The organism is Vibrio algarum (genome assembly GCF_028204155.1).
Classification (GTDB): domain Bacteria; phylum Pseudomonadota; class Gammaproteobacteria; order Enterobacterales; family Vibrionaceae; genus Vibrio; species Vibrio algarum.
This window is the reverse complement of record NZ_JAQLOI010000001.1, coordinates 1,664,434-1,690,157: the sequence shown is the minus strand read 5'-3', so window position 1 is coordinate 1,690,157 and position 25,724 is coordinate 1,664,434. Positions and strand designations below refer to the sequence as shown.

General features: G+C 40.2%; 20 protein-coding genes and 1 riboswitch. Of the genes, 10 read left to right on the top strand and 10 right to left on the bottom strand.

The window, feature by feature from the left end; genetic code table 11:
- Window positions 1-49: 49 nt before the first annotated feature.
- From PGX00_RS08060 to cmoM, 5 genes are all read right to left on the bottom strand, one after another.
- Window positions 50-1,831, bottom strand: a complete 1,782-nt coding sequence (locus PGX00_RS08060) for a hypothetical protein (RefSeq protein WP_272135108.1) — start codon at window positions 1,829-1,831, stop codon at window positions 50-52.
- 528 nt (window positions 1,832-2,359) lie between these two features.
- Window positions 2,360-6,793 carry a chromosome partition protein MukB gene (gene mukB, locus PGX00_RS08055; RefSeq protein WP_272135106.1) on the bottom strand — a complete coding sequence of 1,478 codons (4,434 nt, stop codon included), beginning with the start codon at window positions 6,791-6,793 and terminating at the stop codon, window positions 2,360-2,362.
- Complete coding sequence (mukE, locus tag PGX00_RS08050; protein ID WP_272135104.1) at window positions 6,790-7,548, bottom strand: chromosome partition protein MukE; 759 nt, start codon at window positions 7,546-7,548, stop codon at window positions 6,790-6,792. Before mukE ends, mukB begins: the two co-directional genes overlap by 4 nt.
- On the bottom strand, window positions 7,529-8,866 hold the full coding sequence (mukF, locus tag PGX00_RS08045; protein ID WP_272135102.1) for a chromosome partition protein MukF: 1,338 nt from the start codon (window positions 8,864-8,866) through the stop codon (window positions 7,529-7,531). Before mukF ends, mukE begins: the two co-directional genes overlap by 20 nt.
- Window positions 8,867-8,878: 12 nt before the next feature.
- Complete coding sequence (cmoM, locus tag PGX00_RS08040) at window positions 8,879-9,655, bottom strand: tRNA uridine 5-oxyacetic acid(34) methyltransferase CmoM (protein WP_272135100.1); 777 nt, start codon at window positions 9,653-9,655, stop codon at window positions 8,879-8,881.
- 134 nt (window positions 9,656-9,789) lie between these two features.
- On the opposite strand from cmoM, the gene elyC reads away from it, so the two are divergent.
- Window positions 9,790-10,590, top strand: coding sequence for an envelope biogenesis factor ElyC (gene elyC, locus PGX00_RS08035; RefSeq protein ID WP_272135098.1), 801 nt, complete (start codon window positions 9,790-9,792; stop codon window positions 10,588-10,590).
- Between the two features lie 56 nt (window positions 10,591-10,646).
- On the opposite strand, the gene torR is transcribed toward elyC, so the two are convergent.
- Window positions 10,647-11,360, bottom strand: a complete 714-nt coding sequence (gene torR, locus PGX00_RS08030) for a two-component system response regulator TorR (RefSeq protein WP_272135096.1) — start codon at window positions 11,358-11,360, stop codon at window positions 10,647-10,649.
- 232 nt (window positions 11,361-11,592) lie between these two features.
- Here torR and torD point away from each other — a divergent pair, with 232 nt between their 5' ends.
- From torD to PGX00_RS08005, 5 genes are all read left to right on the top strand, one after another.
- The gene (torD, locus tag PGX00_RS08025) at window positions 11,593-12,240 is read left to right on the top strand and encodes a molecular chaperone TorD (RefSeq protein ID WP_272135094.1); all 648 of its coding nucleotides are present in this window, start codon (window positions 11,593-11,595) and stop codon (window positions 12,238-12,240) included.
- Between the two features lie 251 nt (window positions 12,241-12,491).
- Entirely contained in the window at window positions 12,492-13,511 is a 1,020-nt protein-coding gene (gene purR / locus PGX00_RS08020) for an HTH-type transcriptional repressor PurR (protein ID WP_272135092.1), read from the top strand.
- Window positions 13,512-13,651: 140 nt separating this feature from the next.
- Window positions 13,652-13,755, top strand: a riboswitch (cyclic di-GMP riboswitch).
- A gap of 116 nt (window positions 13,756-13,871) precedes the next feature.
- Window positions 13,872-14,462 carry a TfoX/Sxy family DNA transformation protein gene (locus PGX00_RS08015; RefSeq protein ID WP_272135089.1) on the top strand — a complete coding sequence of 197 codons (591 nt, stop codon included), beginning with the start codon at window positions 13,872-13,874 and terminating at the stop codon, window positions 14,460-14,462.
- A 128-nt stretch (window positions 14,463-14,590) separates the two neighbouring features.
- Window positions 14,591-15,268, top strand: a complete 678-nt coding sequence (locus PGX00_RS08010; protein ID WP_272135087.1) for a TVP38/TMEM64 family protein — start codon at window positions 14,591-14,593, stop codon at window positions 15,266-15,268.
- Between the two features lie 3 nt (window positions 15,269-15,271).
- On the top strand, window positions 15,272-15,589 hold the full coding sequence (locus tag PGX00_RS08005) for a DUF7577 domain-containing protein (protein WP_272135085.1): 318 nt from the start codon (window positions 15,272-15,274) through the stop codon (window positions 15,587-15,589).
- Between the two features lie 11 nt (window positions 15,590-15,600).
- Here the strand turns inward: PGX00_RS08005 and PGX00_RS08000 are convergent, their stop codons facing one another.
- Both PGX00_RS08000 and topA read right to left on the bottom strand, forming a co-directional pair.
- The gene (locus PGX00_RS08000; RefSeq protein WP_272135082.1) at window positions 15,601-16,398 is read right to left on the bottom strand and encodes an alpha/beta fold hydrolase; all 798 of its coding nucleotides are present in this window, start codon (window positions 16,396-16,398) and stop codon (window positions 15,601-15,603) included.
- Window positions 16,399-16,827: 429 nt separating this feature from the next.
- Window positions 16,828-19,455, bottom strand: coding sequence for a type I DNA topoisomerase (gene topA / locus PGX00_RS07995; RefSeq protein ID WP_272137990.1), 2,628 nt, complete (start codon window positions 19,453-19,455; stop codon window positions 16,828-16,830).
- Between the two features lie 332 nt (window positions 19,456-19,787).
- Between topA and PGX00_RS07990 the strand changes: the two genes are divergently transcribed.
- Entirely contained in the window at window positions 19,788-20,069 is a 282-nt protein-coding gene (locus PGX00_RS07990) for a DUF2498 family protein (protein ID WP_272137988.1), read from the top strand.
- Between the two features lie 139 nt (window positions 20,070-20,208).
- Here the strand turns inward: PGX00_RS07990 and aroA are convergent, their stop codons facing one another.
- Window positions 20,209-21,489, bottom strand: a complete 1,281-nt coding sequence (gene aroA / locus PGX00_RS07985; RefSeq protein ID WP_272135081.1) for a 3-phosphoshikimate 1-carboxyvinyltransferase — start codon at window positions 21,487-21,489, stop codon at window positions 20,209-20,211.
- Window positions 21,490-21,637: 148 nt separating this feature from the next.
- On the opposite strand from aroA, the gene aat reads away from it, so the two are divergent.
- The 3 genes from aat to infA all read left to right on the top strand — a co-directional run bounded on the left by aat (window position 21,638) and on the right by infA (window position 23,370).
- On the top strand, window positions 21,638-22,360 hold the full coding sequence (aat, locus tag PGX00_RS07980) for a leucyl/phenylalanyl-tRNA--protein transferase (protein WP_272135080.1): 723 nt from the start codon (window positions 21,638-21,640) through the stop codon (window positions 22,358-22,360).
- A gap of 14 nt (window positions 22,361-22,374) precedes the next feature.
- Complete coding sequence (locus PGX00_RS07975) at window positions 22,375-23,073, top strand: arginyltransferase (protein WP_272135078.1); 699 nt, start codon at window positions 22,375-22,377, stop codon at window positions 23,071-23,073.
- A gap of 78 nt (window positions 23,074-23,151) precedes the next feature.
- On the top strand, window positions 23,152-23,370 hold the full coding sequence (gene infA, locus PGX00_RS07970) for a translation initiation factor IF-1 (protein ID WP_001040192.1): 219 nt from the start codon (window positions 23,152-23,154) through the stop codon (window positions 23,368-23,370).
- Window positions 23,371-23,439: 69 nt separating this feature from the next.
- Here the strand turns inward: infA and clpA are convergent, their stop codons facing one another.
- Window positions 23,440-25,710 (bottom strand): ATP-dependent Clp protease ATP-binding subunit ClpA, encoded by a 2,271-nt coding sequence (gene clpA, locus PGX00_RS07965; protein ID WP_272134319.1) that lies wholly within the window; start codon window positions 25,708-25,710, stop codon window positions 23,440-23,442.
- Window positions 25,711-25,724 lie beyond the last annotated feature (14 nt).

Genomic DNA, 25,724 nt, shown 5'->3' with positions numbered 1-25,724 from the left:
CCAACTGATTTAACCGGTTGGCTTTCTAGATATAAAACGACTCTAGATTTTAATCTGGAATCGCACAAACGATAAGCGCACCTCTGTCGGTATAGTTACTATGTGATACCTGCCAATTTGACGAGCTTTGTACGGCAATAGGTGTCCCGTCTTCGGCCGACAAACCAACCATTGATTGGTAAGGTAAATATTTATGTTGAAAATCGAGTAAGGCTCGCGTTTTATATGCTTCGAGAGTCCCTAACTGTAGGCCTTTAGCTTCACAGTATAGTTTTGCTTCTTCTGGTAAATATGTTAATACGCTGAGAACATATTGACCGGCAGCCGTTTTTCGTTCTTCTTTTTCGATAAAGACCACCCTTTCTCCGTCTGGGTGCCCAGTACCAAAATGAGAAAGGTTAATTTTTATATTTCCATAGACTTTCTCGTTATTCTCCGTACCGGCGATCACCAAAAGATCGCGTTGTGTTTCCGTTGGGTAATTTGCATTAATGTACAAACCAATCGGCATTTCTTTATTATTTATTTGAGAAAATGGTGACGTTTGAATATGTATTTTGTCTTTCGAAATTGTGATCAATTGTTCATCAACTTGTTCGTCAAAATCAACGCTAGTCTTTGATCCATCTTGATTAACATATCCTATTTCGTTAATGGTCATCTTGTTTCCACCAATGAATAGGAACTTATCTAACGTTTGAGGTTCATCTTTGTTTTTATGAAACCAACGAATATTTACCTGTATTGTCCCATCATCTTGTGCAGTCACATCATATTTAGTTATGACAGGTATGCTGCGTAGCTCTGGGTTGTCATAAAACGAGTAGTCTGCCTTTTCGATAAAATCAGCTGACCTTTCAGGCCAGCCGTAAGTTAGACCTCCAGAATGACCAAAGCCATGATTATGATGTTTTTCATGCAAATATATATTGTGAGGTTTTATCCAACCTGGTTTATATAGCACTTTATCGACTAGGCTTAACCAACCGTTTCCTACTGTCGCCATGCCGTAAACATAACCATTAACATAACGAGCCTCATAACTAGACGTAGGCTTGTGATCTAAAACACTATATATTTTATCCGATATCGAACTCGTATCTGAATATCGGCTAGCAATAGAGCCCACATGATCAAACTCACAATAACCCTCTGAGTGAGTGTGCTGTAACGCCGATCTAGTTTGTTCTCTACTTTTTAAATAAACAAGCGCATCATTAATATAAGAAAAATAATTATTTACAACTCGATAGCCACGTAGCTCTTTCAAATAGGCTTCTATCTGAACTTCAGTTGCATCCAGTGTACTATCATCGTTTGTATTAGTATTAAATGAACTTACTTGCACTCTGAAAAATGGGGTTTGTTCATGAAAAAAAATCGTTTTATCTTGAATAGAAACCGGTGATTTTATTGTTGCTTTAGTGAATGCTTCAATAGTTTTTTCGATGATATAAAAAATACCTTCTATTTTCACAACTGGTTGAACAATAGTTCGAGGGGTATTATTAGATAAAATAAATTGAGTATCATTTAAATAAAATACAGTAATATTATCTAAGTCTAACCCATCTCTCAATTCTCGTTCTATTGATTCTGTTTTCAAAACATTTTCTTCAGAAATAAGAAATAAATTAGGGTCAATTTCTACATCATCTGTATCATCTACATCGTCTACATCACCTGTATCATCTGCATCATCTGCATCATCTGGTTCTTCAATCACGACAGAGCCTTCAGGTGCCCCAACGGTATTAGGAGTATCATTCCCTCTACACCCCACTAATAATAAAGCTATAGTACATATAACAATATTAATACGAATACTCATATTGTATCACCTCATTTTTTAAAGCTATGGTAAAAATATCAAGACGCAAATTAATAATGAAGAAAAATAGGACTTATTAAATAATTATTATCAAACTTGTTGCCATGAAATACATTAGCAACAACAATGAAGCCAAATATATTCCACCTATAACAATGGAACCAAATAAATTCCATACGACAATCAATTATTTTAATTAAAATGAGAAAACATGACATAGCATAAGGAGTGTTATTTATTAGAAATATGCCTAGTGATATCTACCTAAAACCAATAGATATAATACTAAATGAACATGGGAAGGATGTACTAATATACCAAACTGAATGAATTTTTGGTCTATATGGAGGTGGGACCCATTCCACTAAACAATTGTTCAGGAAAATGTGTTCGATGGAGCAGCAGACAGCAAAGACCATGAAAAGGGGCATTTCAAGCTGTTTATATGTAATAAATAGCCAACCTCATCCTCTGTGGTTGGCTATTTTATTCACATAAAGTAACGTATTATTTGTTCGGTAATCGTTACTATTGCGTTTCTCTAAAGCCTTTTTTACCAAACCCTTTCAGACCTACAACATGAACATGCTCATGATCTTTAAATATCTTTCTAACGAGTTTATACGTTGTACCTTGTTCTGGGCTTATATTCTCTGGAGCTGCAATGAGTAACTGCATATCAAGGCGGTCACATAGTTCAAAGAGAGTATTGATCGATTTACTATCTAAGCGTGCGGCTTCATCTAAAAATAGCAGACGGCACGGAACAATATCTTTGCTTCGTAGCCTGCGAGATTCTTCTTCCCAGCTCTGTACAACCATAAGCAATATAGACTGACCTGTACCTATCGCTTCACCTGTGGATAAAGCACCAGACTCGGCTTGTAACCAGCCATCAGTACCACGGTTCACTTCCACACTCAGCTCTAAATAGTTTCGGTAGTCGAGTAATTCTTCTCCCAAAACCTGAGGTGATCGTTGCCCCATATCAATGTGAGGATTAACACGTTGGAACAGTTTTGCCATTCCTTCGGAGAAGGTAAAACGAGAAGTTTTAAATAGATCGTGATGCTTGTCCTGTTGATTAGCTAACCCGTCAAGTAATGTTGAATGACTTTCTCGAATATTGACGTTCAGGCGAACCCCATTTACTTGACCGAAATTAATATTGGACAAACCTTGGTTAAGTAAACGAATACGATTTTGCTCTCGCTGAATGGTTTTCTTAATAATGGAGGCCGCAGAATCAGAACTTATGGCCAACCTGTTTTCACGCAACGCAAGCTCTTCACTTAACCTAGCCAACTCTACTTCCATCTCTTCTATCGCTTCAACAGGATCATCCGTACGGATAATATCTTGTCGAATACGTTGCTTGAGATGTTGGTAAACAGCAATGTAGAAAAGGACTTTTCGTTCCGGGTAGGCGTTATCTTCTGATGCGCGCAAGGCATCACGCAGCTCTGTATTGTCAGAAACAGCTATGCGAAGTGCACCCAATGATTTGTCTGACATTGAACGTAGTTCAGCAGCGCTTAAATAGGCAAGTTCGCGACGATATAACCGTCTTTCTACATCGTGTTCTTTCGCAAGACGTAATACTTCACACCAACCCGATTTTGCTAGAACCGTTATATGCCTTACTTCTCGATACTCTTTTTCCGAACGCCTTAACGTTTTCGCTACCGATTTCATTTCTAGCTCGGTGGCTGTGATTGAACGCTGAGATTCACTCTTTCGGTTCCTATTAGCAAGCAACCGCTCTAATAACGCTTCTTTGCGATGTCTTGCGCGCTCTTCTGCGCCTTCATCGGCATCTACACCAAACTCTCGCAACTCTTCCTTAAACTCTTGTACCGTCTCAAACTTGGCCTGATACGAGCTTTTTAATGACACTAGCACCTGATTAGTCTGGTTGAATTGCACGTTTGCAAGCTTGGAAGACTCTCGGCTACTTTTTCTTAATGATTCTGCTTCTCGCAGTTTTTGTTTTAACTGCTCGCTCAGTTCACTGCTTTGTTCCAGCATAGAAGCCGAATCATGGTAGGCAAAATAAGAACAGCGCTCTTTTAAATCAGCTAAAGCAAATTGCTGTCGCTTCAATACTTGCAACTCATTATCTAGCTTACGATATTCCTGCTCTATTGTTTGAAATTGTTCAGGATCATTCGCTAACGTTGATAAGTACCCTTCTAATTGGTCAATGTTGGCTTTATGACGATTGATAAACTGCTTACTTTGCGTAATCTTATCAAGTTGACTTTCGATTTCGGCTTGCTTATATGTAAAAGAGTCATCAGCTAAATACCCAATAATCGGTAAGATTTTATCGAGTAAAGTAATCGCTTTCTTACTCAATGCTAGCTGGGAATGATATTGTTTAGTGACCGCCTCTATGTCCGCTAGTTCCTTCTGAGCCTGACTCAAAGTTTGTCGAACCTCTATCATCTCTTTCTCTGGGTCATTTTCAAATGCATACTGAATATGAACCGACACGAACTGGCTAAAACTCTGATATAAACGCTGGATTTTTTGTGCATCAAAAGCGGCAATGGCGTGCGCCTCTATAACTTCTTCTCGCTCCTCTCGCAGTGTTTCTAGCCTTTTCTCTCGAGCTGCACGGCCAAATAACGGGATCTGCGGAAAACGAGAGTAACGAAGTTGACTTTCGCTATATTTAACACAAACCGCTCCATCAAGTTCATCCACGTTGAATGCACTGTCATCAAATGAATCAACATTACCTTCAATGACATAGACATCTTCTGGGCAATCTGTCATTTGGCTCAACTTTTCTTTTATTCCGCTGAGATCCGAAACAACAATGGCATGACGAGCAGGTCCATACATTGCGCTGAAATAAGGCGCATCCTCTAAGGTAATATCATCATAGATTTCTGACAACAATACCCCACCAAGTGTTTCTGCTACCCCTTTCAAACGTGAATCGTTTGAGCCATCCGAAGTTGCTAACAGAGAAATCTCTTCATTTAACTCATCTCTGCGTTTAGCGAGTCTCTCTTTCTTCTGATTAAGGTTTTTCTCTGTTTCCAACACCTTCTGCATGTGAGACATAACTGCGTGACTATTTTCTAGTGGCTTTTCAGTCTGTTCAATCAGCTTTTCAAGGGCATCATTGGCTTCTATCCAAGTGGGGGCGCGTGAAGCTAACTGTTTCATCTTAAGTTGAAGAGATTCTACTTGCTGAGATAGCTGAAAGCGGTTGTCTCGACTAGCTTCTATTTGTTCTTCTATCTCTTCAATTAAAGCATGATGTCTGTGAATTTCTTCATCAGCAACATCCGTATCATGCAGTTCAGTTTGTGTTGTTTGCTGATACTTTTTTGCAAGTTCTGCAGCTAACTTTTGTTTAGTCAGTTCTCGTTCTGCTTCTTTGTATTGAGCTTTCCATTGTGCTTCATTTGCACATACCGACTCGGATTCTCTTAATTTAGCTACCGCAAGTTTTGCCTTTTTAAAAACGTCGCATCTTTCTGTATCAGGGTATATAGCCTGCACCAAACTAAAGCCCTTTTCGAACTGTTCAACAGCCGCAGACGAGATATCTAGCTTATGTTTTAGAGCCAGTAGCGTTTGCGTTTGTTGCTCTTCTTGTTGCTTAAGTTGGGCAGACAGTGGTGCAATATTCTCGATAGTAAACGTCGAATCATCAATAAGGTTTCTCGTCTTTTCTAACGCGTCTACAGCCTGTTGATATTGTAAGGCTCGAGTTTGCTGGATATCAAGCGCTTGTTGATAATCAGCGAGTTGCATTTGTAGGCTGTCTACTTCCTCTTCAGCCGATACTGCTTGCTCTTCATGGTGTATCAAACTCTCTTGCGACTCTTCTACCACCATCATCTGTTCTTCTAAGCGTTCATTTAGCTCATCTAGGTCCTCAAGATAGCGTTCTATTTTCGATTTATGTCTTAACGCATTCTGAACTAATTGCAGGTGGTCGGATGCCGACTGATGGTCAAGTTCCAGATCATGTTCTTGTTCAGTCAGTTGTTCTAGCTCGTCTTGAATCAAACTCAAGAATTTCTGCTGCTCTATTAATTGGTTTCGTGAACTATAAAGTTCGCTGCGCAGAGAAAGCGCTTTGTCTAACCTATTTTTACGATCATTCGCATGACGCACGTAGTCTGATGCGACGTAATTGGTTGACTCAGTTATCAAATGTTTGAATAGATCTCTATCAGACTGCGTGCTTTTGATGGCATCAAGTGTGATTCGATTTTCACGAAGTGCTGACTCCATATCTTGAAAAGCTTTTTTGACACCACCATTTTGCGGCAACAAATAGTCCCTTAAAGAACGAGTAATAGCGCTAGATATGCCACCATATAAGGATGCTTCAATCAAACGATAATATTTTGACCGATCACCACTGTTTCTAAGCTTTTTGGGTAATACGCCAAATTCAAACATATTAGAGTGATAATCTACGACTGAATTAAAGGCTTTAAACAGTACTCCTTCAATATCACCGACCACTTGCTTTAGTTCGTTAATGGTTCTAACGCGTGCCTTTTGTTCCGAGAGGGCTTCAATCAGTACATCCGTAGGCTTTATCTGACTGGGTAAACCTTGAATTATGAATGGCTTGATATCTACTTTTTTATCACGTCCGGCAACTTGTTGTAATCTAACGCCAAAAAGAACCCGTTGTTTTTTTGAGTTAATAACGTCTAGAGCAGCGTAGCAAACCCCTGGCTGTAACTTACCAAACAGACCTTTGTCTCTGGATGCTTGAGAGCTACCCGCTTCAGTCGTATTTCTGAAGTGCAGTAATGTTTGGTCAGGAATAAGTGCCGTGATAAACGCCGCCATCGTTGTCGATTTTCCCGCACCATTACCGCCTGACAGCGTTGTCACCAAATCATCTATATCGAAAGTACGAGCAAAAAACCCATTCCAGTTGATCATAGTCAGTGATTGATATTTACCTCTTTCAATCATGCTTCGTCCTCTACTTTATCTTCACGTTCAATGTTAAGAACGAGCTGTTCTTCTTCAAAGCTTTTGAATTCCTCGTTATACATTTGGTTTTCACGTTGAGATTGATCATCTAATGTATGACTCATTACCGCTTCACCATCACGAATCAGTCTCAGTTGAGCTTCTCGCAAATCATCAGTTGCCCGAACATCCGCGCCAAAACGAAAAACCGCTTCACTGATACGAAACTTTCCTTGTTCGCCAACGGTGATGACCATACCTAGTCGCTTGAGACGTCTTAGCGAAGTCCTTACTTTTTCAAGTAGTTTTTCTTTGTCTAAGTCGGAGCCTGTTGAGCGGTTGGCTACTAGACGCATTAGCTTCTTTTCATCTGCTAGTGCGAGTAGCTCTTCATATAATTCTTGATTGGTAAAGATACTTTCATGGGCCAACCGTTCTGGACTGAGATAAAGAAAGCACAATACCTTTCCGACAAGCATATCGAGTTCAGACAACACACTGCGTCCAATCAATGCAGTAGAGCGAGGCCTCAAATAGAAAAAACCTTCAGGCGCTCTTACCAACTCGGTATTATATCTTTGGTAAAACGAAGCCAATTCAGGCTCAAAATCGGATAGTAATGCGTGATTATCCATATCATCGATCGATATGTGTTTACCTGTTCTCAGCATGCTATCTAAGGCTGGAAACAGTGGATTGGCTAACGCCTTTACCAGTTTTTCTGGCATATATTCGTCAATATTTGTTGATGACATTTGCTTGTACCTTTGCGCCAAAATCGTTTATTTCCTGCCAGTTAGGCTGTATAGCCTGATAATCAGATTCGGAATAGCCGAGTCTGACGGCTTGATCTATCACTATTCTAGCTAAATCAAAATGATGAGCTTGTGGGTGCTGAGAAAGGTAGTTTTTCAAAACTGAACCGAGTTCTATCGCTCTCCCTTCCTCTTTATGTAACGACAACATAAACGCTATTTTTTCGGATATAGCATCGTTTACTTGTTGCAGTTCTTCGTACTCTACTTCCATAGGAAGATGACCAGTGACCTCGTCGTCACGCAGCACCACCGCTTCGTCTCTTAAATCGGTTAGTTTATCTGCGTCGGCATAGGTAAGATTCCATGGCGCGTCAAAATAGTCCTTTATCGATTGTCGTAGTCTTTGGCTAAACGCACGGTTTTTATCCATATCTATCGCTGTACGGATAAATTTGTGGACATGTCTGTCATAGCCTATCCAAAGGTCTATCGCTTGCTGCCCCCAACTGATGATCCTGTCAAGCTTCATCTGTAAGCTAAACAATATCTGGTCAACAAACTCTAGGCTCTCGTCATTACGAACTTTATCTTGAATATCAAGAATCTGAGTCTGAAGTTCATCACCCGCCGTTTGTAAAGTATCTTGCAACTCTCTCAGTGTGTTTGACGTTGCAGATAGTAAGGATTCACAGTTACTAATGGCTTCCTGCCAATCTTTGTTAAGCAATTCAGCAATTTGTTGTTTTACTTGCTGTTGCTGTTCGTCCATTACTCGCTGATTGAGGTCTATCTGATCAAACACTTCTCCTACAGAATATTTGAGTACGCCATACACATTCTTTTTCCAGTGAGCAATATCTCCACCAAGCAAAGCCGATGATACGGCTTTGCTCATTTCGTCAGAAACCATTGCTAGTTGAATTGAGAGTTTAAGCTCAGAGAACTGTCGGTGCCTTAGATAATAATCTGTAATGCCTACCGCCAAAGAAGACAGCCGATAAATACTCGCTCCATCGAGGCTTTCACTGGTAAAGCGACTGATGAGTTTTTGGTTTACTAATTCGTTTATTGCATTGTTTGCTCTAAAACTGGAGGCTTCGCCCGTACTTTCAAACAATTGAGTGACAATTTTGAATGCATCGTGCATCTCGCCCTCCCCCAATTCTTCATCAAATTTCGTGCTCCCTAAAACCGCTATGGAGATTAAAAATGCCAGCCGTTCACTGGATAAATTTAATGAGAAATCATGCTTTTTCACCCAACCAACCAATTCGTCTATCGGTTGCTGTGAAAGCGCTTGAGTCTTTTCACTCATTGTTGTTCCTATTTATATTCGCTTAGCCCACACATGGATGTACCGACCAAGTGAGAGGTATGGTTCTTGCCGACAAAATCGCTTTTCAAGTTCCAATACATCATCAAATTGATAATCGCCCGTATACTGCATATTTCCGATGTAATCATGAAATGAGCGAATACCAGATTTTCCACAGATTTCAAATCCAGCGTCTTCTATCCACTGATAAACTTCTTCAGGATAAAGCCCTTTTTGAGGCTGAAGTTTGAAACGATTTCTATGCGGCATGCCTTGTAAAACATGCGGAATATTGCCACAAATCACGTTTTTAAAGACGAGACCATGGTGGTTATAAAACATAATGGATGCAACACCACCTAACTTAACTTGCTGTAACACTTTTTCTAATGCTTCTCGAGGCGAAGCTAGCCACTCCATCACCGCATGAAACAGAACCATATCAACTGGGCCTTGTAATTTCTCTGCGATATTTTGAACCGGAGAATGAATTAACGAATAATGATCAATAAGGCCATTTTTAACAATATCTTCTTTCGCCAAGCCGAGCATCTTTGCAGAAATATCACACAAAGAGATTCGGTGACCGAGTTTAGCCAGCCTTTGAGACATTGGTGCTAGCCCACCACCTGCATCTAAAATGTGCAGATTATTTGAACCAGATAGTAGCGTAAGCGCCTGCATAAGATCATCCCAAACTATGGTTTGTCGGATTTCTCCTTTGTCAGAACCATAGATGTTCTTAACGAACTTATGAGCTATATCATCAAAATTACGATCGTCTTTCACACTCAATACTTTCCGTTTTTATGATTGGAACATCATTTTTTAAATCAGCCGCCTATTCTGTCATAGGAATCACAGTAATAAAGGGGTATGCTACTTTTTTACTTCTAAGTGATGGTTTTTCGGACTAATTAAGTATGTTTGAGCTGAAAAAAGTAGTTTCTTCTTTGGCAATGCCTTTACCTGCCCTGTTAATTATCGGGTTTATTGGCTTGTTGTTTATTATGTTTACCCAAAGACAAAAGACAGGTGTCCTATTTGTATTCTTGTCGCTAACCGGTATTTTTCTCGTTTCTTTCCAACCTATTTCTAGTCGTCTGTTATTGCCGATAGAGCGAGAGTACACCGTTTTTCTACCAGTAGACGATACCGTCGATTATGTGATGGTTTTAGGTGCAGGACATGTGGTTGATGACCAAATCCCTCCGACATCTGAATTAAGTCGTACTGCGCTGATGCGGTTAACTGAAGGCATTCGGATTATACGAATGTATCCTGGCTCTAAATTGATTCTTTCAGGTTACAAAGGTGGCACTGAATTCAGTCATGCAAAAATGATGGCCCGAGTTGCCCTAGCCCTAGGAGTCGCTAAACCTGATATTATCTTGCTTGAAACAGCCAAAGATACTTGGGAGGAAGCACGGCAAGCGGCTGCTTTTGTTAATCAAAGTAAACTAGTCTTGGTGACTTCTGCAAGCCATATGCAAAGAGCACTGATGGAGTTCCAATCTGCCGGTTTAAATCCAACACCTGCGCCTACGAACTACTTAGCGCAAGCGGATATAGAGCAAGCTTGGAATAAATATACTCCTAAATCGACTTATCTAGAACAGACGGAACATTATTGGCGTGAGCAATTAGGTCTCTTATGGATGTATGTCAGGGACTCCCTACTTACGACAGAAGACACTGAACTTAGCGTGTCTCGACCAGAATAAAAAAATGCCGAGGGATAATTAAATGACCTCGGCATTTTTCTTTGTAACATTCAAATTTAATCCCCCGCAAATAGATAACCTTCTCCGTGTATAGTTACGAATATCTGTGGGTTTTTAGGATCGTACTCCATCTTAGAGCGTAAGCGTCTGATCAGCACATCAATGGTTCTATCGTTCGGAGCATCCACGCGATGACTAATCAGATTGAGTATTCTTTCACGACTTAGTACCTTATTCGTATGAGTCGTCAACGCCACTAAAAGCTCATATTCTGCCTTTGTTAATTTAACTGGCTCGCCGCCTCGGCTCAACGCTCGACGTTGTATATCAAAAACCCAATCACCAAAATAAACCGTATTTCCAGAGGTATCAACATGTTCTTTTTCTTCAACTGGTTGATTCACTAGTGAGATTCGCCACAGTAGGTTTTTGACTCTAACAAGCAGTTCTCTGAGTTCAAACGGCTTAGTCACGTAATCATCAGCCCCCATCTCAAGGCCAACAATCTTATCAATACTATCCGTTCGACCTGTAACCAATATAATGCCAATATTCGATTGACTACGAAGCTCGCGAGTTAACATTAAGCCATCTTCGCCGGGTAAGTTCACATCTAACATAATCAAATCAACATGATTAGAAGCAAGGATCTCACGCATCTGTTGACCATCTTCTGCTTCACTGACTTTGTAACCTTCCTTTTGAAAGTAGCCAACAAGCTTACTTCTAGTGACAACATCATCTTCTACAACTAATACATGACTACTCATAATCACCACTTATATCTGGATGGATGGATTGCATTCTATTCATATATATTAACAATTCTAGCAATAATTGAGAAAAGCGCATTAAATTTATCGGTTTATTGATGCAAGGCAAGTTATTGACTTTACGTTAATTTTCTTACATTTACTGTCATAATTCTTCATAAATTGGATTAGTTCTATTCATATTTTTTGCTTACACTAATAGAGACCTTATCAGTTTAGGAATATCGAGATGGAAGAGACAAAAGCATTTAACGAGAAACGCGCTGAAATTTACTGGTGGCTCTCAAGCCTATTTGCTCGTGAACTAACACCGGAAGAAATCGAAGCATACCAATCTCATGAGATTCGTGCCTTTTTAACAGGGCTTGGAGAAAACGAAAACTTAAAACCATCCATAAATAGACTCATCCATGCACTTAACAAATTGCAAGATAGAGAAGATGCTCACCTAGAACTTGCCGCAGATTTCTGTGAGCTATTTTTAACGACCGACACCACAGGTGCACTGCCTTATGCTTCAATGTACATAGGCAAGGCTAACCTGCTAAATGATCAACCTGCCAAAGATATGGAGACATTAATGCAAAGCAAAGGCATTGATGTAAAAGAAGGCTTCAATGAACCTGCGGATCATGTTGCTATTGAACTGGACTTTTTGGGCAACATGATTATCAGGTCGAACGAATTAGAAAAACTCGACCACATTAACGAAGCGCTCTTGGAGCAGAAAGAGTTTATCGAGAGCTACCTTCTCAGTTGGCTTCCTCAGTTTAGCGAAAAATGCATAAAACTCGATGAATTCGGTTTTTACTCTAGCGTTACCGAAGTACTCGTGAACTTCTGTAATCTCGATCGCAGCTACTTAGCTGGAGAGTGAACAACAGTGTAAAAATATGGATACTAAGCCCTAAATCTGAGTAGTAAGTCTTAATACTGTATTTCTATCATTGTTTAGAAAGTTATTTAGCTATAAAATTGATAACATACTTTCGAGTAAAACTTATTAATAGCCGCTATGCTTAATAGCGGCTTTTGTGTTTATTACGCATTAAGCTGACCAAGACTCCTAACTGTTTATTTTCAGTAAGCGCGTTATCGCTTCAGCCTTCGAAAAATAGGACAACCTAAATGGCAACGATTAAAGATGTCGCTCGCATCGCTGGCGTATCCACTACTACAGTGTCTCACGTTATTAATAAAACTCGCTTTGTCGCTGAAGCTACACAGCAAAAGGTTAATGACGCGGTTAAAGAGTTGAACTATGCACCCAGCGCCGTTGCTCGCAGCTTAAAGTGTAATTCTACAAAAACCATCGGCATGTTGGTAACTCAATCGACTAACCCATTTCTCGCTGAAGTTATCAATGGTGTCGAAAGTTACTGTTACCGACAAGGTTATACGTTAATTCTTTGTAATACCGGCGGTATTTACGAGAAACAACGTGACTATATCCGCATGCTTGCGGAAAAACGGGTCGATGGTATTTTTGTAATGTGTTCTGACCTAACCAGCGAATTGCAAGAGATGCTTGACTCTCACGTTGATATCCCAAAAGTATTTATGGATTGGGGGCAAGGTGAATCATTGTCAGAGCAGTCAAAAGACAAAATCATCGACAACTCTGAAGAAGGCGGATATTTAGCCACCAAATACCTGATTGAAAATGGTCATACCGATATCGCCTGTTTGAGTGGCCATCTAGACAAAACATTATGTCTAGAAAGACTCGAAGGGTATAAGCGCGCGTTAGCTGAGAGCAACATTCCCTTCAGCGAAGAAAATATATTCGAAGGGAACTTTGAATGTGATACCGCTGTAGAAACGGCGGACAAAATCATTGCTATGGAGAAAAAACCAACCGCCATATTCTGTTTTAATGACACTATGGCTTTGGGAATGATGAGTAGACTTCAGCAAAACGGTATTCGCATACCAGAGGATATTTCTATTATTGGCTACGATAACATCGATTTAGCAGAATATTTCTCTCCTCCGTTGACCACGATTCATCAGCCTAAACGACGTGTCGGTAAGACAGCATTCGAAATATTATTAAGCAGAATTAAAGATAAAGAACATGAAAGGCGCATTTTCGAGATGCATCCGGAATTGATGATTCGAGAAAGCGTCAAAAATATTAGACAGTAACTACGCGCTATAGCGCTCTTAGCATACGTGTGAATAATTAGTGTCTAATAATGCATAATCACGTCAAATAAATGAGATCACCATCACACTGGGCGCTTATTTTGGTGATCTTTGTCCAAACTTTACATATATTAAACATGTCACGATCAGGGCAAACCATCTGAAAAGATGGGACGCAAAGCTTCCGGCCTCAAGTTATTTTCTCTTTTCAAATAGAAAATAAAAAGGTAGCGGGGTTACCGAAGACCGATTAGCAAATTTGTCATGAGTTCTCACTATTCTCTGACATATCATCTCTGATTTTTGTTAATTTCTCGGTTCTGAATTGGTTGATGCAATTTTAACCTGAGATTTGAAAAAATGGATAAACCAGTACTTAAAAACTCATTAAAACTGTTTGAAAAATTTGGCAAGGTAAAATCTCGCTCGATGTTTGGCGGATTCGGTATTTTTGTCGATGACGCAATGTTTGCTCTAGTCGTTAACAACGCACTGCATATACGCAGTTGTAAACCTCTTGAAGAACAGTTTAAAAACGAAATCTATCAACCCTACGTATACAAAAAACGTGGGTTTCCTGTTGTTACTAAATACTTTTCTCTTCCAGACTCTTTGTGGGACAACAGTGAAGATATACTAAACATCGCGCAAGTTGCTCTAAAGTCGGCTCGTGAAGAGAAAGAGTCAAGCTCTGAAGATAAACCAACTCGACTAAAAGATCTGCCTAACCTTCGTTTAGGGACCGAACGAATGTTGAAAAAAGTAGGTATCGAATCAGTTAGTCAGCTTAGAAATATGGGCTCGGTACAAGCTTTTAAAGCTATCCAGGCCTCCCAAGACGGGCCTGTAAATATCGAATTACTATGGGCACTTGAAGGAGCGCTAAATGGTACGCATTGGTCAGTAATATCACAGACTCGTAGAAATGAACTTATCGAATCTTTAGATTAATAAACTATTGCTATCCAAAATAAAAAAACCACCCAACTCGTTTAGGTGGTTTTTTTATATCTATTTGAAAGTTTTTGTTAACTTTGCCTGTCATAATAGCTAATACCATTTTATTGGAATCATCTTACATGAATAAAAAACTCATTATTGGCATTGTGCTTATTGTTACTATTGTTTTACTTGCTACTCAGTTTGGTCAATATTTCACACTAGATAATGCTAAGGAGCAGCAAGCATTGCTTGCTGATTATATTGAAAACAACTTTGTTTTTTCCGCTCTTGTTTATTTCTTTGCTTACGTTGCTATCACCGCATTTTCTATTCCTGGTGCCGCTGTTGTGACCTTGTTAGGCGCGGCACTATTTGGTTTTTTCACTAGTTTATTCCTAGTTTCATTTGCAAGTACGATTGGGGCTACGTTGGCGTTTTTAAGCAGTCGTTATCTACTTCGAGAATGGGTTCAAAATAAGTTTGGTGCAAAACTAGAAACCCTAAATCAAGGCGTTGAAAAAGACGGTCCGTTTTATCTATTCTCTTTGAGATTAATACCTGTTTTTCCGTTCTTTTTAATCAATTTATTGATGGGATTAACGCCAATCTCAACCACTAAATTCTACCTTGTCAGCCAGCTGGGTATGCTACCTGGGACGATGGTTTACTTAAATGCAGGAACCCAACTAGCCAACATTGATAGCCTTTCTGGTATCGTATCACCAAGTGTTTTAGCCTCATTCGTTTTATTGGGCCTTTTTCCTGTAATAACAAAATGGATTATGGCGAAACTACGTCCTAACAATGCGGCTTAATTAATGAAAGTATTCAGTGCATCTAATCCGACCGAGGCTCACATCTTATGTGGGCTTCTACAGCAGCAATGCATCCTAGCGGAAGTCCGTGGAGATGGTATCTTTGGCCTCAAAGGTGAAATACCCCTAACAGAAGACACAGACCCATATGTATGGCTTCTCCAACCAAACAAAATCGAAACTGTACAAGCGATAATTTTAGAGTATCAGCAGCAACAAGAGCACATGGTTGATTGGACTTGTTCTGAGTGCGGAGAAGTAAACGAAGGCCAATTTGGTCTATGTTGGAATTGCAGTAACCCATTACATATTACTGAATAATGTATACGGAGTTACTTTATCTGTTGGCGAATAAAATCTATCGATTTAGCGTTAAATTCATCTGGCTTTTCGACATTACACACGTGTCCACAATCTGAAATTTCGTGCAGAGTACTTTCTTTATGCATTGCTACCATCTCTTTAACTGGTGCGATAAACATATAATCTTTATCGCCCATGAGATAGAGCGTAGGGATAGCTAAATCTTGATCCCTGAAATAACGCATCATAGGGTTTACTTCCGACGTAAGCTTAAACCATCGTTTAAACTCTTTTTGGCATAAATTTTTAGCTTCACGAACAAATAAGTGCCTAGATTCTTTCTGGCATCGTTGTGGCATAACAATATAGGCGAAAAGGCCATATAGCCACATATAGGGAACAATGTGCTTACTTAGATCACCTAACTTAACCAATATTTGCGAGCGTATATTTAATCTAGTCACCGCCCCACCTAGCACCATAGTCCTTACTCTACCTGATGCTAATTCAGCAATATTTCGGACAATGATAGTACCCAATGACATACCAACAAAATGCGCTGAGTGAATCTTAAGATGATCCAAGACTTTTAATATATCCATGGTAACGTCTTTAAAGGTGTACTGATTCGTAATAAAACCTTTTAATAAATTATTAGAACGACCATGTCCTCTCAAATCAATGAGCAGTAAATTAAAATGCGCTTTATACGCTTTAATCTGCTTAAACCAAATAGAAGAGCTACCACCAGCACCATGCACGAAAACCACCCATTCTGAACTGGTTGGATGTTTGTAGGTTTTGTGGAATAAAAGTGCTTCAGACATAGGGACTATTTTTATTTTACCTTTTTGATTTAAGTATTTTCACAGGATGAGCAGTTTACCACATCTTATAATTCTTAGATTACTTGTTATTGTCATGAAATTGTATAAATTTGTTCTAATTGATACTAAAGTCGGAGACCATACTTCACGATCAAGCGATTTCATTCAGTCAATATTTAAACTGAAGGGAACACATTAAGCGCGTTCCCCGCTAAATTACGCGATTTAATGCGCTATTTATGCCTCTAGGCTTAGTTTGTTCACTTATTGTCATTCCGCAAGTCAAAAATTTAAACACACCGCATGGTAATCAGAAGCCGTTGTAGTTTCTATTCCTAAAAAGCAATTATCATTTTTATCGATGATACTCAAAGGCTGAAAATAAAAAAAGGCGGCCAATTGGCCGCCAAAACAAATCATGAAAAAAGTTTATGACTTAGGTTTTTTACGCTTATCCGTAATTTCCCATTTACCGTCAATATAGAGCCCTGTCCATCCAGAAGGTTTACCATCAACTTCAGAACGAACATAGTTCTCTTTTGATTTACGACTGAATCGAACCACAGTAGGTCGCCCGTCCGGATCAGCCACAGGAGCCGTTGTTAGATATTGGAATTTAGGTGAAATACGATCTTTATATTTAACCAACTCTTCTACCAACGGTGCTCTTGTCTCACGAGATTTAGGGAAGTTGCTTGCTGCCATAAACAAGCCAGAAGCACCATCACGCAATACAAAATATGCATCCGAATTTTCACATGGTAACTCTGGGAAGTGGACCGGGTCTTCTTTAGGTGGCGCTACTTCGCCATTTCTAAGAATTTTACGAGTGTTTTTACACTCTTCACTGGTACAACCCATATACTTACCGAAGCGGCCATTTTTGAGGACCATATCAGAACCACATTTGTCACATTCAACAACGGGGCCATCGTAACCTTTGAGCTTGAACTCACCTTTTTCGATGACATAGCCTTCACAATTAGGGTTATTACCACAAACGTGAAGTTTCCGCGTATCATCGATGAGATACGCGTCCATCGCCGTTTCACAAATAGGGCAACGTTTCTTCGCTCTAAGTGCAGCTGTTTCTACATCTTCTTCTAGGACATTAATTATGCCCTCTTCATCACCCAAATTAATGGTTGTTTTACAACGCTCTTTTGGCGGCAATGCGTAACCAGAACAGCCGAGGAAAACACCGGTTGACGCCGTACGAATACCCATTGGACGGCTACAAGTTGGGCATTCAATATCTGTTTCAACGATATGGTTTGGCTTCATACCACCAGCGTCTTCGTCTAATTCTGCTTTTTCAAGATGGTTAGAGAAATCGCTAAAGAAGTTATCAAGTACACCTTTCCAGTTGGTTTCGCCTTCAGCAACTTGATCGAGCTTTTGTTCCATACGCGCTGTAAAATCGTAGTTCATTAAATCATCGAAGCTGCCATCAAGACGGTCAGTGACAATCTCACCCATCTTCTCAGCGTAAAAACGACGTTGCTCTACCTTCACATAACCACGGTCTTGAATAGTCGAGATAATTGCCGCGTAGGTTGATGGACGGCCAATTCCACGTTTTTCAAGTTCTTTAACCAAAGCTGCTTCAGTGAAACGTGCTGGCGGTTTGGTAAAGTGTTGCTTAGGATCTAAGGCTTTTAGATCCAGTTTATCGCCAACTTTAACTGCTGGTAATATTTGGTCTTCGTTCTTGCCCATTGGTCGTTGAACTCGTGTCCAACCATCAAATTTAAGAATTCTACCTTTTGCTTTCAGTGTGAAGTCAGCCGCTTTAACACTTACTGTTGTTGAATCATATTTCGCAGGTGTCATCTGACAAGCAACAAATTGATTCCATATAAGTGAGTAAAGTTTAACGGCATCCGCTTCCATACCTTGGAGGTCATCCGCTGTCACTTCTACGCTCGATGGTCGTATAGCTTCGTGAGCCTCTTGTGCACCGGCTTTACTTCCATAGCGAATTGGTGCATCTGGTAAATATTTATCACCAAATTCCGAAGAAATATAACCGCGAAGGGTATCAACTGCTTCTGCACTTAAGTTTGTGGAATCCGTACGCATGTAGGTAATATAACCAGCTTCATATAGTCGCTGTGCTAACATCATGGTCTTTTTAACGCCGTACCCCATGCGGGTACTCGCAGCCTGTTGCAGCGTTGACGTGATATAAGGTGCTGACGGTTTGCTTTGTGTTGGTCTATCTTCCCGCTTACATACCTCAAAACTCGCATTGTTGAGGATATTAACAGCCGACGTTGCCTGTGCTTCAGTCGTTGGCTTAAAGCTTGCACCATCTTTCTGTGCAACAACTAGGCGGAAGTCCGTTTTATCTGCAGTTTTTGTGTCTGCATGAATGTCCCAGAATTCTTCAGGGATAAAAGCGTTGATTTCACGCTCACGCTCTACCAAAAGTTTTACCGCAACAGATTGTACGCGGCCAGCAGAAAGCCCTCTCGCTACCTTTTTCCAAAGTAGTGGAGATACCATAAAGCCAACAACACGGTCCATAAAACGACGCGCTTGCTGAGCGTTAACCCCATCCATGCTTAACTCACCAGGAGTTTCAAACGCTTGCTGGATAGCATTCTTGGTAATTTCGTTAAAGACAACTCGTTTATATCGCTCTTCATCGCCACCGATGATCTCACGAAGGTGCCAAGCGATGGCTTCTCCTTCGCGGTCCAAATCGGTTGCGAGATAAACGGTATCTGCGTCTTTCGCGAGTTTTTGTAATTCAGCAACTACCTTTTCTTTACCAGGTAGTACTTGGTAGTTAGCTTCCCAGCCATTAAATGGGTCAATACCCATTTTCTTAATCAGTGATTTGCGCTCTTTTTCTTTCTTAATACGAGCCTTTTCTTCTGGGCTCATACCTTTCGTCGAAATCGCCGCCGCTTTTTGGCCACTACTTTGGCCTGCCGTAGGAAGGTCTCTTACATGACCAACACTAGACTTAACAATAAAGTCTTTTCCAAGGTATTTGTTGATTGTTTTTGCCTTGGCTGGTGACTCCACTATAACAAGTGATTTACCCATAATTGACTCTGACATCCTCAATCATTGCGATGGCAATTATTCAATTGATAGCGACAACTTTCACTATCAAGACCTTTACCAAAATTTAAGTTTCTTTTTTTACTATTGAGCGAGAGCGCCAGAAGATCAACAAATATTTTTCATTTTAATTCTGTCTGCTCGACTTATAGACAGTTATTCTGCCCTCTCAACTCGGAGACGCACATAGTAATCAGCTCTGAATTTATTACTCTTGCAAAGCTGAAGATTTATGTCTCAGCTCACAGTTTCTTTACGGTTTTAGCCAAACTATAAAAAATTTAAGCGTTGATTTTGAAAAATGAACGCATAAACTGTCGAAAAATCAATTTTTACTTGAGCAAAAATATCATGAGCGAAAAAAAATCATTTCAGAGTTTGACCTATTACTAATTGCCAACCAAATTATTCAAGACCACGACACCTATATAGATGGAATGCATGCTGATTCAGTGACAGAAAAGGACGAAGTTTTAATATTTAAAGGGCCTTATTTTCTCGACGACAACGGATTACCAACAGAAAACACAACAACCGTCTTCAATATGTTCAAGTACCTAGCATTAAGCCTATCTAAAGAGTTCACTCTCAAATAGAGTACATTCGTAAGAGTCGTACCTAACGCTTTACAGAAGGTTAGCTAGATTGCTTTTCTAGATAGAATTAAGAAACAGTAGAGATACAAACTACCTATTATGGAGTCTATTTATATCTACTGTTTCTTTCGTCACTGAACTACTGACTTAATCCTTTTAACTTATCAAAATAGTCTGGAAATGTTTTTGAGGTACAAGCAGGGTCATTAATCGTAACTGGTGTATCGCTTAACGCAACGAGTGAGAAACACATTGCCATTCTGTGATCATCATAGGTATCGATAGCAGCATGGTTAAGCTTCGCTGTAGGGGTGATAATAATATAATCCTCACCCTCTTCAACTTCCGCCCCAACTTTACGCAATTCCGTTGCCATAGCGGCTAAACGATCGGTCTCTTTTACACGCCAGTTATACACGTTTCGAATAGCCGTGGTACCTTTTGCAAAAAGGGCTGTGGTAGCAATAGTCATTGCAGCATCAGGAATATGATTAAAGTCCATATCTACCGCTTTTAGCTCACCCACTCTAGAGATAACATAGTCGTCTCCCCATTCGATTTCTGCACCCATTTTTTCAAGTGCATCAGCAAATTGAATGTCCCCTTGTATGCTGTTTTTACCGATACCAGTAACCTTTATCTCACCACCTTTTATTGCACCAGCAGCGAGAAAATAAGAAGCTGATGATGCATCACCTTCTACTAAAAACTCCCCAGGAGAGGTGTAATTTTGCCCTGCAGGAATAACAAATTGAGCATAATTATTGTTGATCACATCAACGCCAAATTGCTTCATTATGTGCAAAGTAATATCAATATACGGCTTAGAAACTAACTCACCTTCTATGTTGATAGTCACTTCGCCTTTTGCAAGAGGAGCGGACATTAGAAATGCAGTTAAAAACTGACTTGATATTGAGCCATCAATTGAAACACAGCCTTCATTCAATCCAGTGCCATTAATCTTCAATGGTGGATAATTCTCATTTTCTAAATATTCGATCTCAGCACCCGCATTACGAAGTGCTTTTACTAAATGTCCTATTGGTCGCTCTTTCATTCGAGGCTCACCCGTTAGCACATATTCTCCCTCTCCTAAGCATAGCGCCGCAGCTAAAGGTCTCATCGCCGTGCCTGCATTACCAAGAAAGAGTTCTAACGACTGACTGCTTTTAAATGGCCTTCCAAGACCTTTTACTTCACATACTGTTTTATCATCTGAAAGCGTGTACTGAACACCTAATAGCGTCAGAGCATTAAGCATATGACGAATATCGTCACTATCAAGTAAATTAGTAAGGCGCGTTGTCCCGCTAGCAAGAGCCGCTAGTAGTAGAGCTCTATTGGACACACTTTTAGAACCAGGTAGGTTTACTTCACCATTTACTTGATGAATAGGTTGTAGCGTAAGGGATTCCATTGAATTGATAGTCGATAAATTCTTCGTGTTTAGCAGACTAGCGAAATTTGTTTATGTTGGCTAGTGAAAATGAAGATTCATTCACTTATGATAGGTAAATAGGTAAAATCATTAAAACTAATTAGTAGTTGGATAGAAAAAAGACTCGATGACCATTTATTTGCCAGAATTAGACTCAGACTTGCTCTCATTTCCTTCACCGGAGGAAGCACGACAAGAGCCCGACGGATTGCTTGCTTTAGGTGGAGATTTAACCGTCAAACGATTAGTTGAAGCCTATAACCATGGGATCTTTCCTTGGTATGGTCCTGATGAACCGATTCTTTGGTGGAGTCCGGCAACGAGAGCCGTTATTGTCCCTGGTGATTTTACACCTTCCCGAAGCTTGAAAAAGTTTTATCGTCAATCTAACTATACTATCAGCATTAACGTTAACACCAAGAAAGTGATTGAACTATGCGGTTCTTCTAGAAGCGAAGACGAGATGTGGTTAAACCCTGAAATGCAATTCGCTTATTCTAAACTCGCCTCTGCAGGGCACTGTCACTCAGTCGAAGTATGGCAAGATCGAGAGCTGATAGGCGGACTATATGGCATTCAAGTTGGTAAGTTATTTTGCGGTGAATCCATGTTTAGTGTTAAGTCCAACGCATCTAAAATTGCATTATGGGCCTTTTGCGAGCATTTTCATTTATATGGTGGTGAATTAATTGACTGCCAAGTCCTTAACCCCCATACACGCTCGTTGGGTGCAATTGAAATTACCAGAACTGACTTTCTAAACCGACTTGAATCTTTAAAAGTGGCAGAACTCGACAGTAGTTGCTATCAACCGCAGTGGCTTAACATTCCACCTTCGAATAAGTTGTAAATGGAGATGAAGCGATGTCTGCTAATGCGCGTCAGATAAAAATTGGCCTTTCTGGTCAAAATCATTGTAGCTACTTGGAAGATAGAATGGAACGCGTTGCCGTTGCATTAGAAGAAGACCTTCACACTGAAACCGATTATGAAATGCTGTTAGCCAATGGCTTTAGACGCAGTGGCAATACTATTTACACCCCCTATTGTGAGAGCTGTAATGCCTGTCAGGCGATAAGAATTTCCATTCCTGATGTTATCCTAACCAAAAGTCAAAAGAGACTGAAAAACAAAGCTAGGACACTGACTTGGTGTATGAAATCTGAAATGGACGACAATTGGTTTGAAATTTACAGCCGATATATCGCAAAGCGGCACATCAATGGGAGTATGTACCCACCTAAAAAAGACACTTTTGCCCAGTTTGCTCAATGTGATTGGCTAAATACACAGTATCTGCACATATATGATGATAAGAATCTTATCGCTATCGCAGTTACAGATGATATGCATCATAGTTCAAGTGCGTTCTATACTTTTTTTGACCCTGATTACCCCTTATCCCTTGGTACTGTTGGCGTACTCATGCAAATAGAACATTGCATGCAAACCAATAAACAGTGGCTATATTTAGGTTATCAGATAGACGAATGCCCAGCGATGAACTATAAAGTACGATTTCATCGCCATCAAAAGCTAGTAAATCAACGATGGCAAGGGTAGAATACCGCCCAACTTTATATATATCCAATTAATGACCCTAGTGTCGTTAATAATCGCCTGATTTCTAAAGAGGATTAAATGGCTAAAGAAGACGTAATTGAAATGCAAGGCACTGTTCTTGATACTCTGCCTAACACCATGTTCCGTGTGGAGCTTGAAAACGGTCACGTTGTGACAGCTCATATCTCTGGTAAAATGCGTAAAAACTACATCCGCATTCTTACGGGTGATAAAGTAACTGTAGAGATGACTCCATACGACCTTTCAAAGGGACGTATTGTTTTCCGTGCTCGTTAATCACTAAACGATTACGTACCTATAAAAAAACGGAGCTAAATGCTCCGTTTTTTATTATCTCAATGTTGCTTAATGGACTGGTTCTTCCTGAGCATTGAAATAATGGAATTTCAATTCTCCCTCGACCAATTCAACTTTGACCGTACCGCCATTAACTAATGATCCAAACAGCAATTCATTAGCCAGTGGCTTCTTCAATTGGTCCTGAATAACACGTCCCATAGGACGAGCTCCCATCGTCTTGTCGTAACCTTTACTCGCTAACCAATGTCTAGCGTCTTCAGATACCTCTAAAGAGACACCTCGAGAATCCAGTTGCGCCTGTAGTTCTACGATGAACTTATCTACAACTTGATGGATAACATCTTCACTTAAGCTGTTAAACCAGATGATACTATCTAAACGGTTTCTAAACTCAGGCGTAAAGACTTTCTTGATTTCAGCCATTGCGTCGGTGGTGTTATCTTGCTGTATAAGTCCAATCGATTTTTTCTCAGTTTCTGAAACACCTGCATTGGTTGTCATGACTAAAATGACATTTCGGAAATCAGCTTTACGGCCATTATTATCCGTCAATGTGCCATTATCCATAACTTGTAGCAGCAAATTGAAAATATCTGGGTGCGCTTTTTCAATCTCATCAAGTAAAACTACAGCGTGGGGATGCTTAATAACAGCATCTGTTAGCAAGCCGCCTTGATCATAACCAACGTATCCTGGAGGTGCGCCAATCAAACGACTAACCGAATGACGTTCACCATATTCAGACATATCAAACCGAAGCAACTCGATACCAAGCAGTTTCGCTAATTGCAGCGTCACTTCTGTCTTACCAACGCCTGTAGGTCCGGCAAATAAGAACGACCCCACCGGTTTATTGTCGGCGCCTAAACCTGCACGAGTAAGCTTAATTGCTTCACTAAGTACACCAATTGCAGGATCTTGACCAAAAACCAGCATCTTCATTCGCTTCTCAAGTTCCTGAAGAGTATCTTTATCCGAAGATGAAACAGATTTCTCAGGAATTCGAGCCATTTTTGCGACCATCGCTTCAATATCTGCGACACTTACCGTCTTTTTGCGTCGACTTGCTGGAGTAAGTCTACTACGCGCGCCTGCTTCATCTATTACATCAATGGCTTTATCTGGCAAATGACGTTCATTAATATACTTCGCAGACAACTCAACCGCAGCTCTGAGCGCTTTATTGGTATATCGTACTTCGTGGTGTGCTTCATATTTTGGTTTTAAACCAATTAGAATCTTAGTGGTATCGTCTAATGACGGTTCTACCACATCAATCTTTTGAAAACGTCTAGAAAGCGCACGCTCTTTTTCGAAAATGTTACTGTATTCTTGGTAAGTTGTAGACCCGATACAGCGTAATTTGCCACTACTCAATAGCGGTTTAATCAAATTTGCCGCATCAACCTGACCACCAGATGCTGCACCAGCACCAATAATGGTATGTATCTCATCTATAAAGAGAATGGCTTCTTTTTCATTCTCTAACTGCTTCAAAATCGCTTTAAATCGCTTCTCAAAATCACCACGGTATTTTGTACCTGCTAATAATGAGCCGATATCAAGCGAATATATAATGCTGTCTTTGATCACATCCGGAACTTGACCTTCTACGATACGCCATGCAAGACCTTCGGCGATCGCTGTTTTACCTACACCCGCTTCCCCAACCAATAGTGGGTTATTTTTACGTCTACGGCACAATACTTGAACCGTTCGTTCTAATTCTTTTTCTCGGCCTATCAACGGATCAATATTGCCCTGTTTCGCTACATTATTTAGATTGGTCGCAAACGCTTCTAACCTTTCTTCTGCAGGAACCTCTTCTTCTTGCGGGCTACTACCGAAAACCTCAGGTCCAGCTTCATCATCTTGACTAGAGGACTTTGTAATACCATGAGAAATGTAATTGACAATGTCTAATCGGCTAACATCATGTTTCTTTAACAAGTACGCCGCATGAGACTCTTGTTCACTAAATATAGCGACAAGAACATTAGCACCGGATACTTCATTACGGCCGGAAGATTGAACATGAAAGACCGCCCTTTGTAATACACGTTGAAAACTGAGCGTAGGCTGCGTTTCTCTGCTTTCATCGTTTTCGGGGATAAGCGGTGTCGTTTGATCGATGAAGGTATCTAGCTCATTTTTTAACACGTCAATGTCAGCCTGACAGGCTTTGAGTGTGTCTCGCGCAGCGTTATTATCTAGCAGAGCGAGTAATAGGTGTTCAACGGTCATAAACTCGTGCCGTTTATCTCTGGCACGGGCAAAAGCGCCGTTTAGACTGGTTTCTAATTCTTTGTTAAGCATAAGTACCTCCGCAA

What these genes read in the sequence shown, in the direction of transcription:
- PGX00_RS08060 (WP_272135108.1), bottom strand. Translation starts at nt 1,831, where the DNA reads ATGAGTATTCGTATTAATATTGTTATATGTACTATAGCTTTATTATTA.
- mukB (WP_272135106.1), bottom strand. Translation starts at nt 6,793, where the DNA reads ATGATTGAAAGAGGTAAATATCAATCACTGACTATGATCAACTGGAAT.
- mukE (WP_272135104.1), bottom strand. Translation starts at nt 7,548, where the DNA reads ATGTCATCAACAAATATTGACGAATATATGCCAGAAAAACTGGTAAAG.
- mukF (WP_272135102.1), bottom strand. Translation starts at nt 8,866, where the DNA reads ATGAGTGAAAAGACTCAAGCGCTTTCACAGCAACCGATAGACGAATTG.
- elyC (WP_272135098.1), top strand. Translation starts at nt 9,790, where the DNA reads ATGTTTGAGCTGAAAAAAGTAGTTTCTTCTTTGGCAATGCCTTTACCT.
- torR (WP_272135096.1), bottom strand. Translation starts at nt 11,360, where the DNA reads ATGAGTAGTCATGTATTAGTTGTAGAAGATGATGTTGTCACTAGAAGT.
- torD (WP_272135094.1), top strand. Translation starts at nt 11,593, where the DNA reads ATGGAAGAGACAAAAGCATTTAACGAGAAACGCGCTGAAATTTACTGG.
- purR (WP_272135092.1), top strand. Translation starts at nt 12,492, where the DNA reads ATGGCAACGATTAAAGATGTCGCTCGCATCGCTGGCGTATCCACTACT.
- PGX00_RS08015 (WP_272135089.1), top strand. Translation starts at nt 13,872, where the DNA reads ATGGATAAACCAGTACTTAAAAACTCATTAAAACTGTTTGAAAAATTT.
- PGX00_RS08010 (WP_272135087.1), top strand. Translation starts at nt 14,591, where the DNA reads ATGAATAAAAAACTCATTATTGGCATTGTGCTTATTGTTACTATTGTT.
- PGX00_RS08005 (WP_272135085.1), top strand. Translation starts at nt 15,272, where the DNA reads ATGAAAGTATTCAGTGCATCTAATCCGACCGAGGCTCACATCTTATGT.
- PGX00_RS08000 (WP_272135082.1), bottom strand. Translation starts at nt 16,398, where the DNA reads ATGTCTGAAGCACTTTTATTCCACAAAACCTACAAACATCCAACCAGT.
- topA (WP_272137990.1), bottom strand. Translation starts at nt 19,455, where the DNA reads ATGGGTAAATCACTTGTTATAGTGGAGTCACCAGCCAAGGCAAAAACA.
- aroA (WP_272135081.1), bottom strand. Translation starts at nt 21,489, where the DNA reads ATGGAATCCCTTACGCTACAACCTATTCATCAAGTAAATGGTGAAGTA.
- aat (WP_272135080.1), top strand. Translation starts at nt 21,638, where the DNA reads ATGACCATTTATTTGCCAGAATTAGACTCAGACTTGCTCTCATTTCCT.
- PGX00_RS07975 (WP_272135078.1), top strand. Translation starts at nt 22,375, where the DNA reads ATGTCTGCTAATGCGCGTCAGATAAAAATTGGCCTTTCTGGTCAAAAT.
- infA (WP_001040192.1), top strand. Translation starts at nt 23,152, where the DNA reads ATGGCTAAAGAAGACGTAATTGAAATGCAAGGCACTGTTCTTGATACT.
- clpA (WP_272134319.1), bottom strand. Translation starts at nt 25,710, where the DNA reads ATGCTTAACAAAGAATTAGAAACCAGTCTAAACGGCGCTTTTGCCCGT.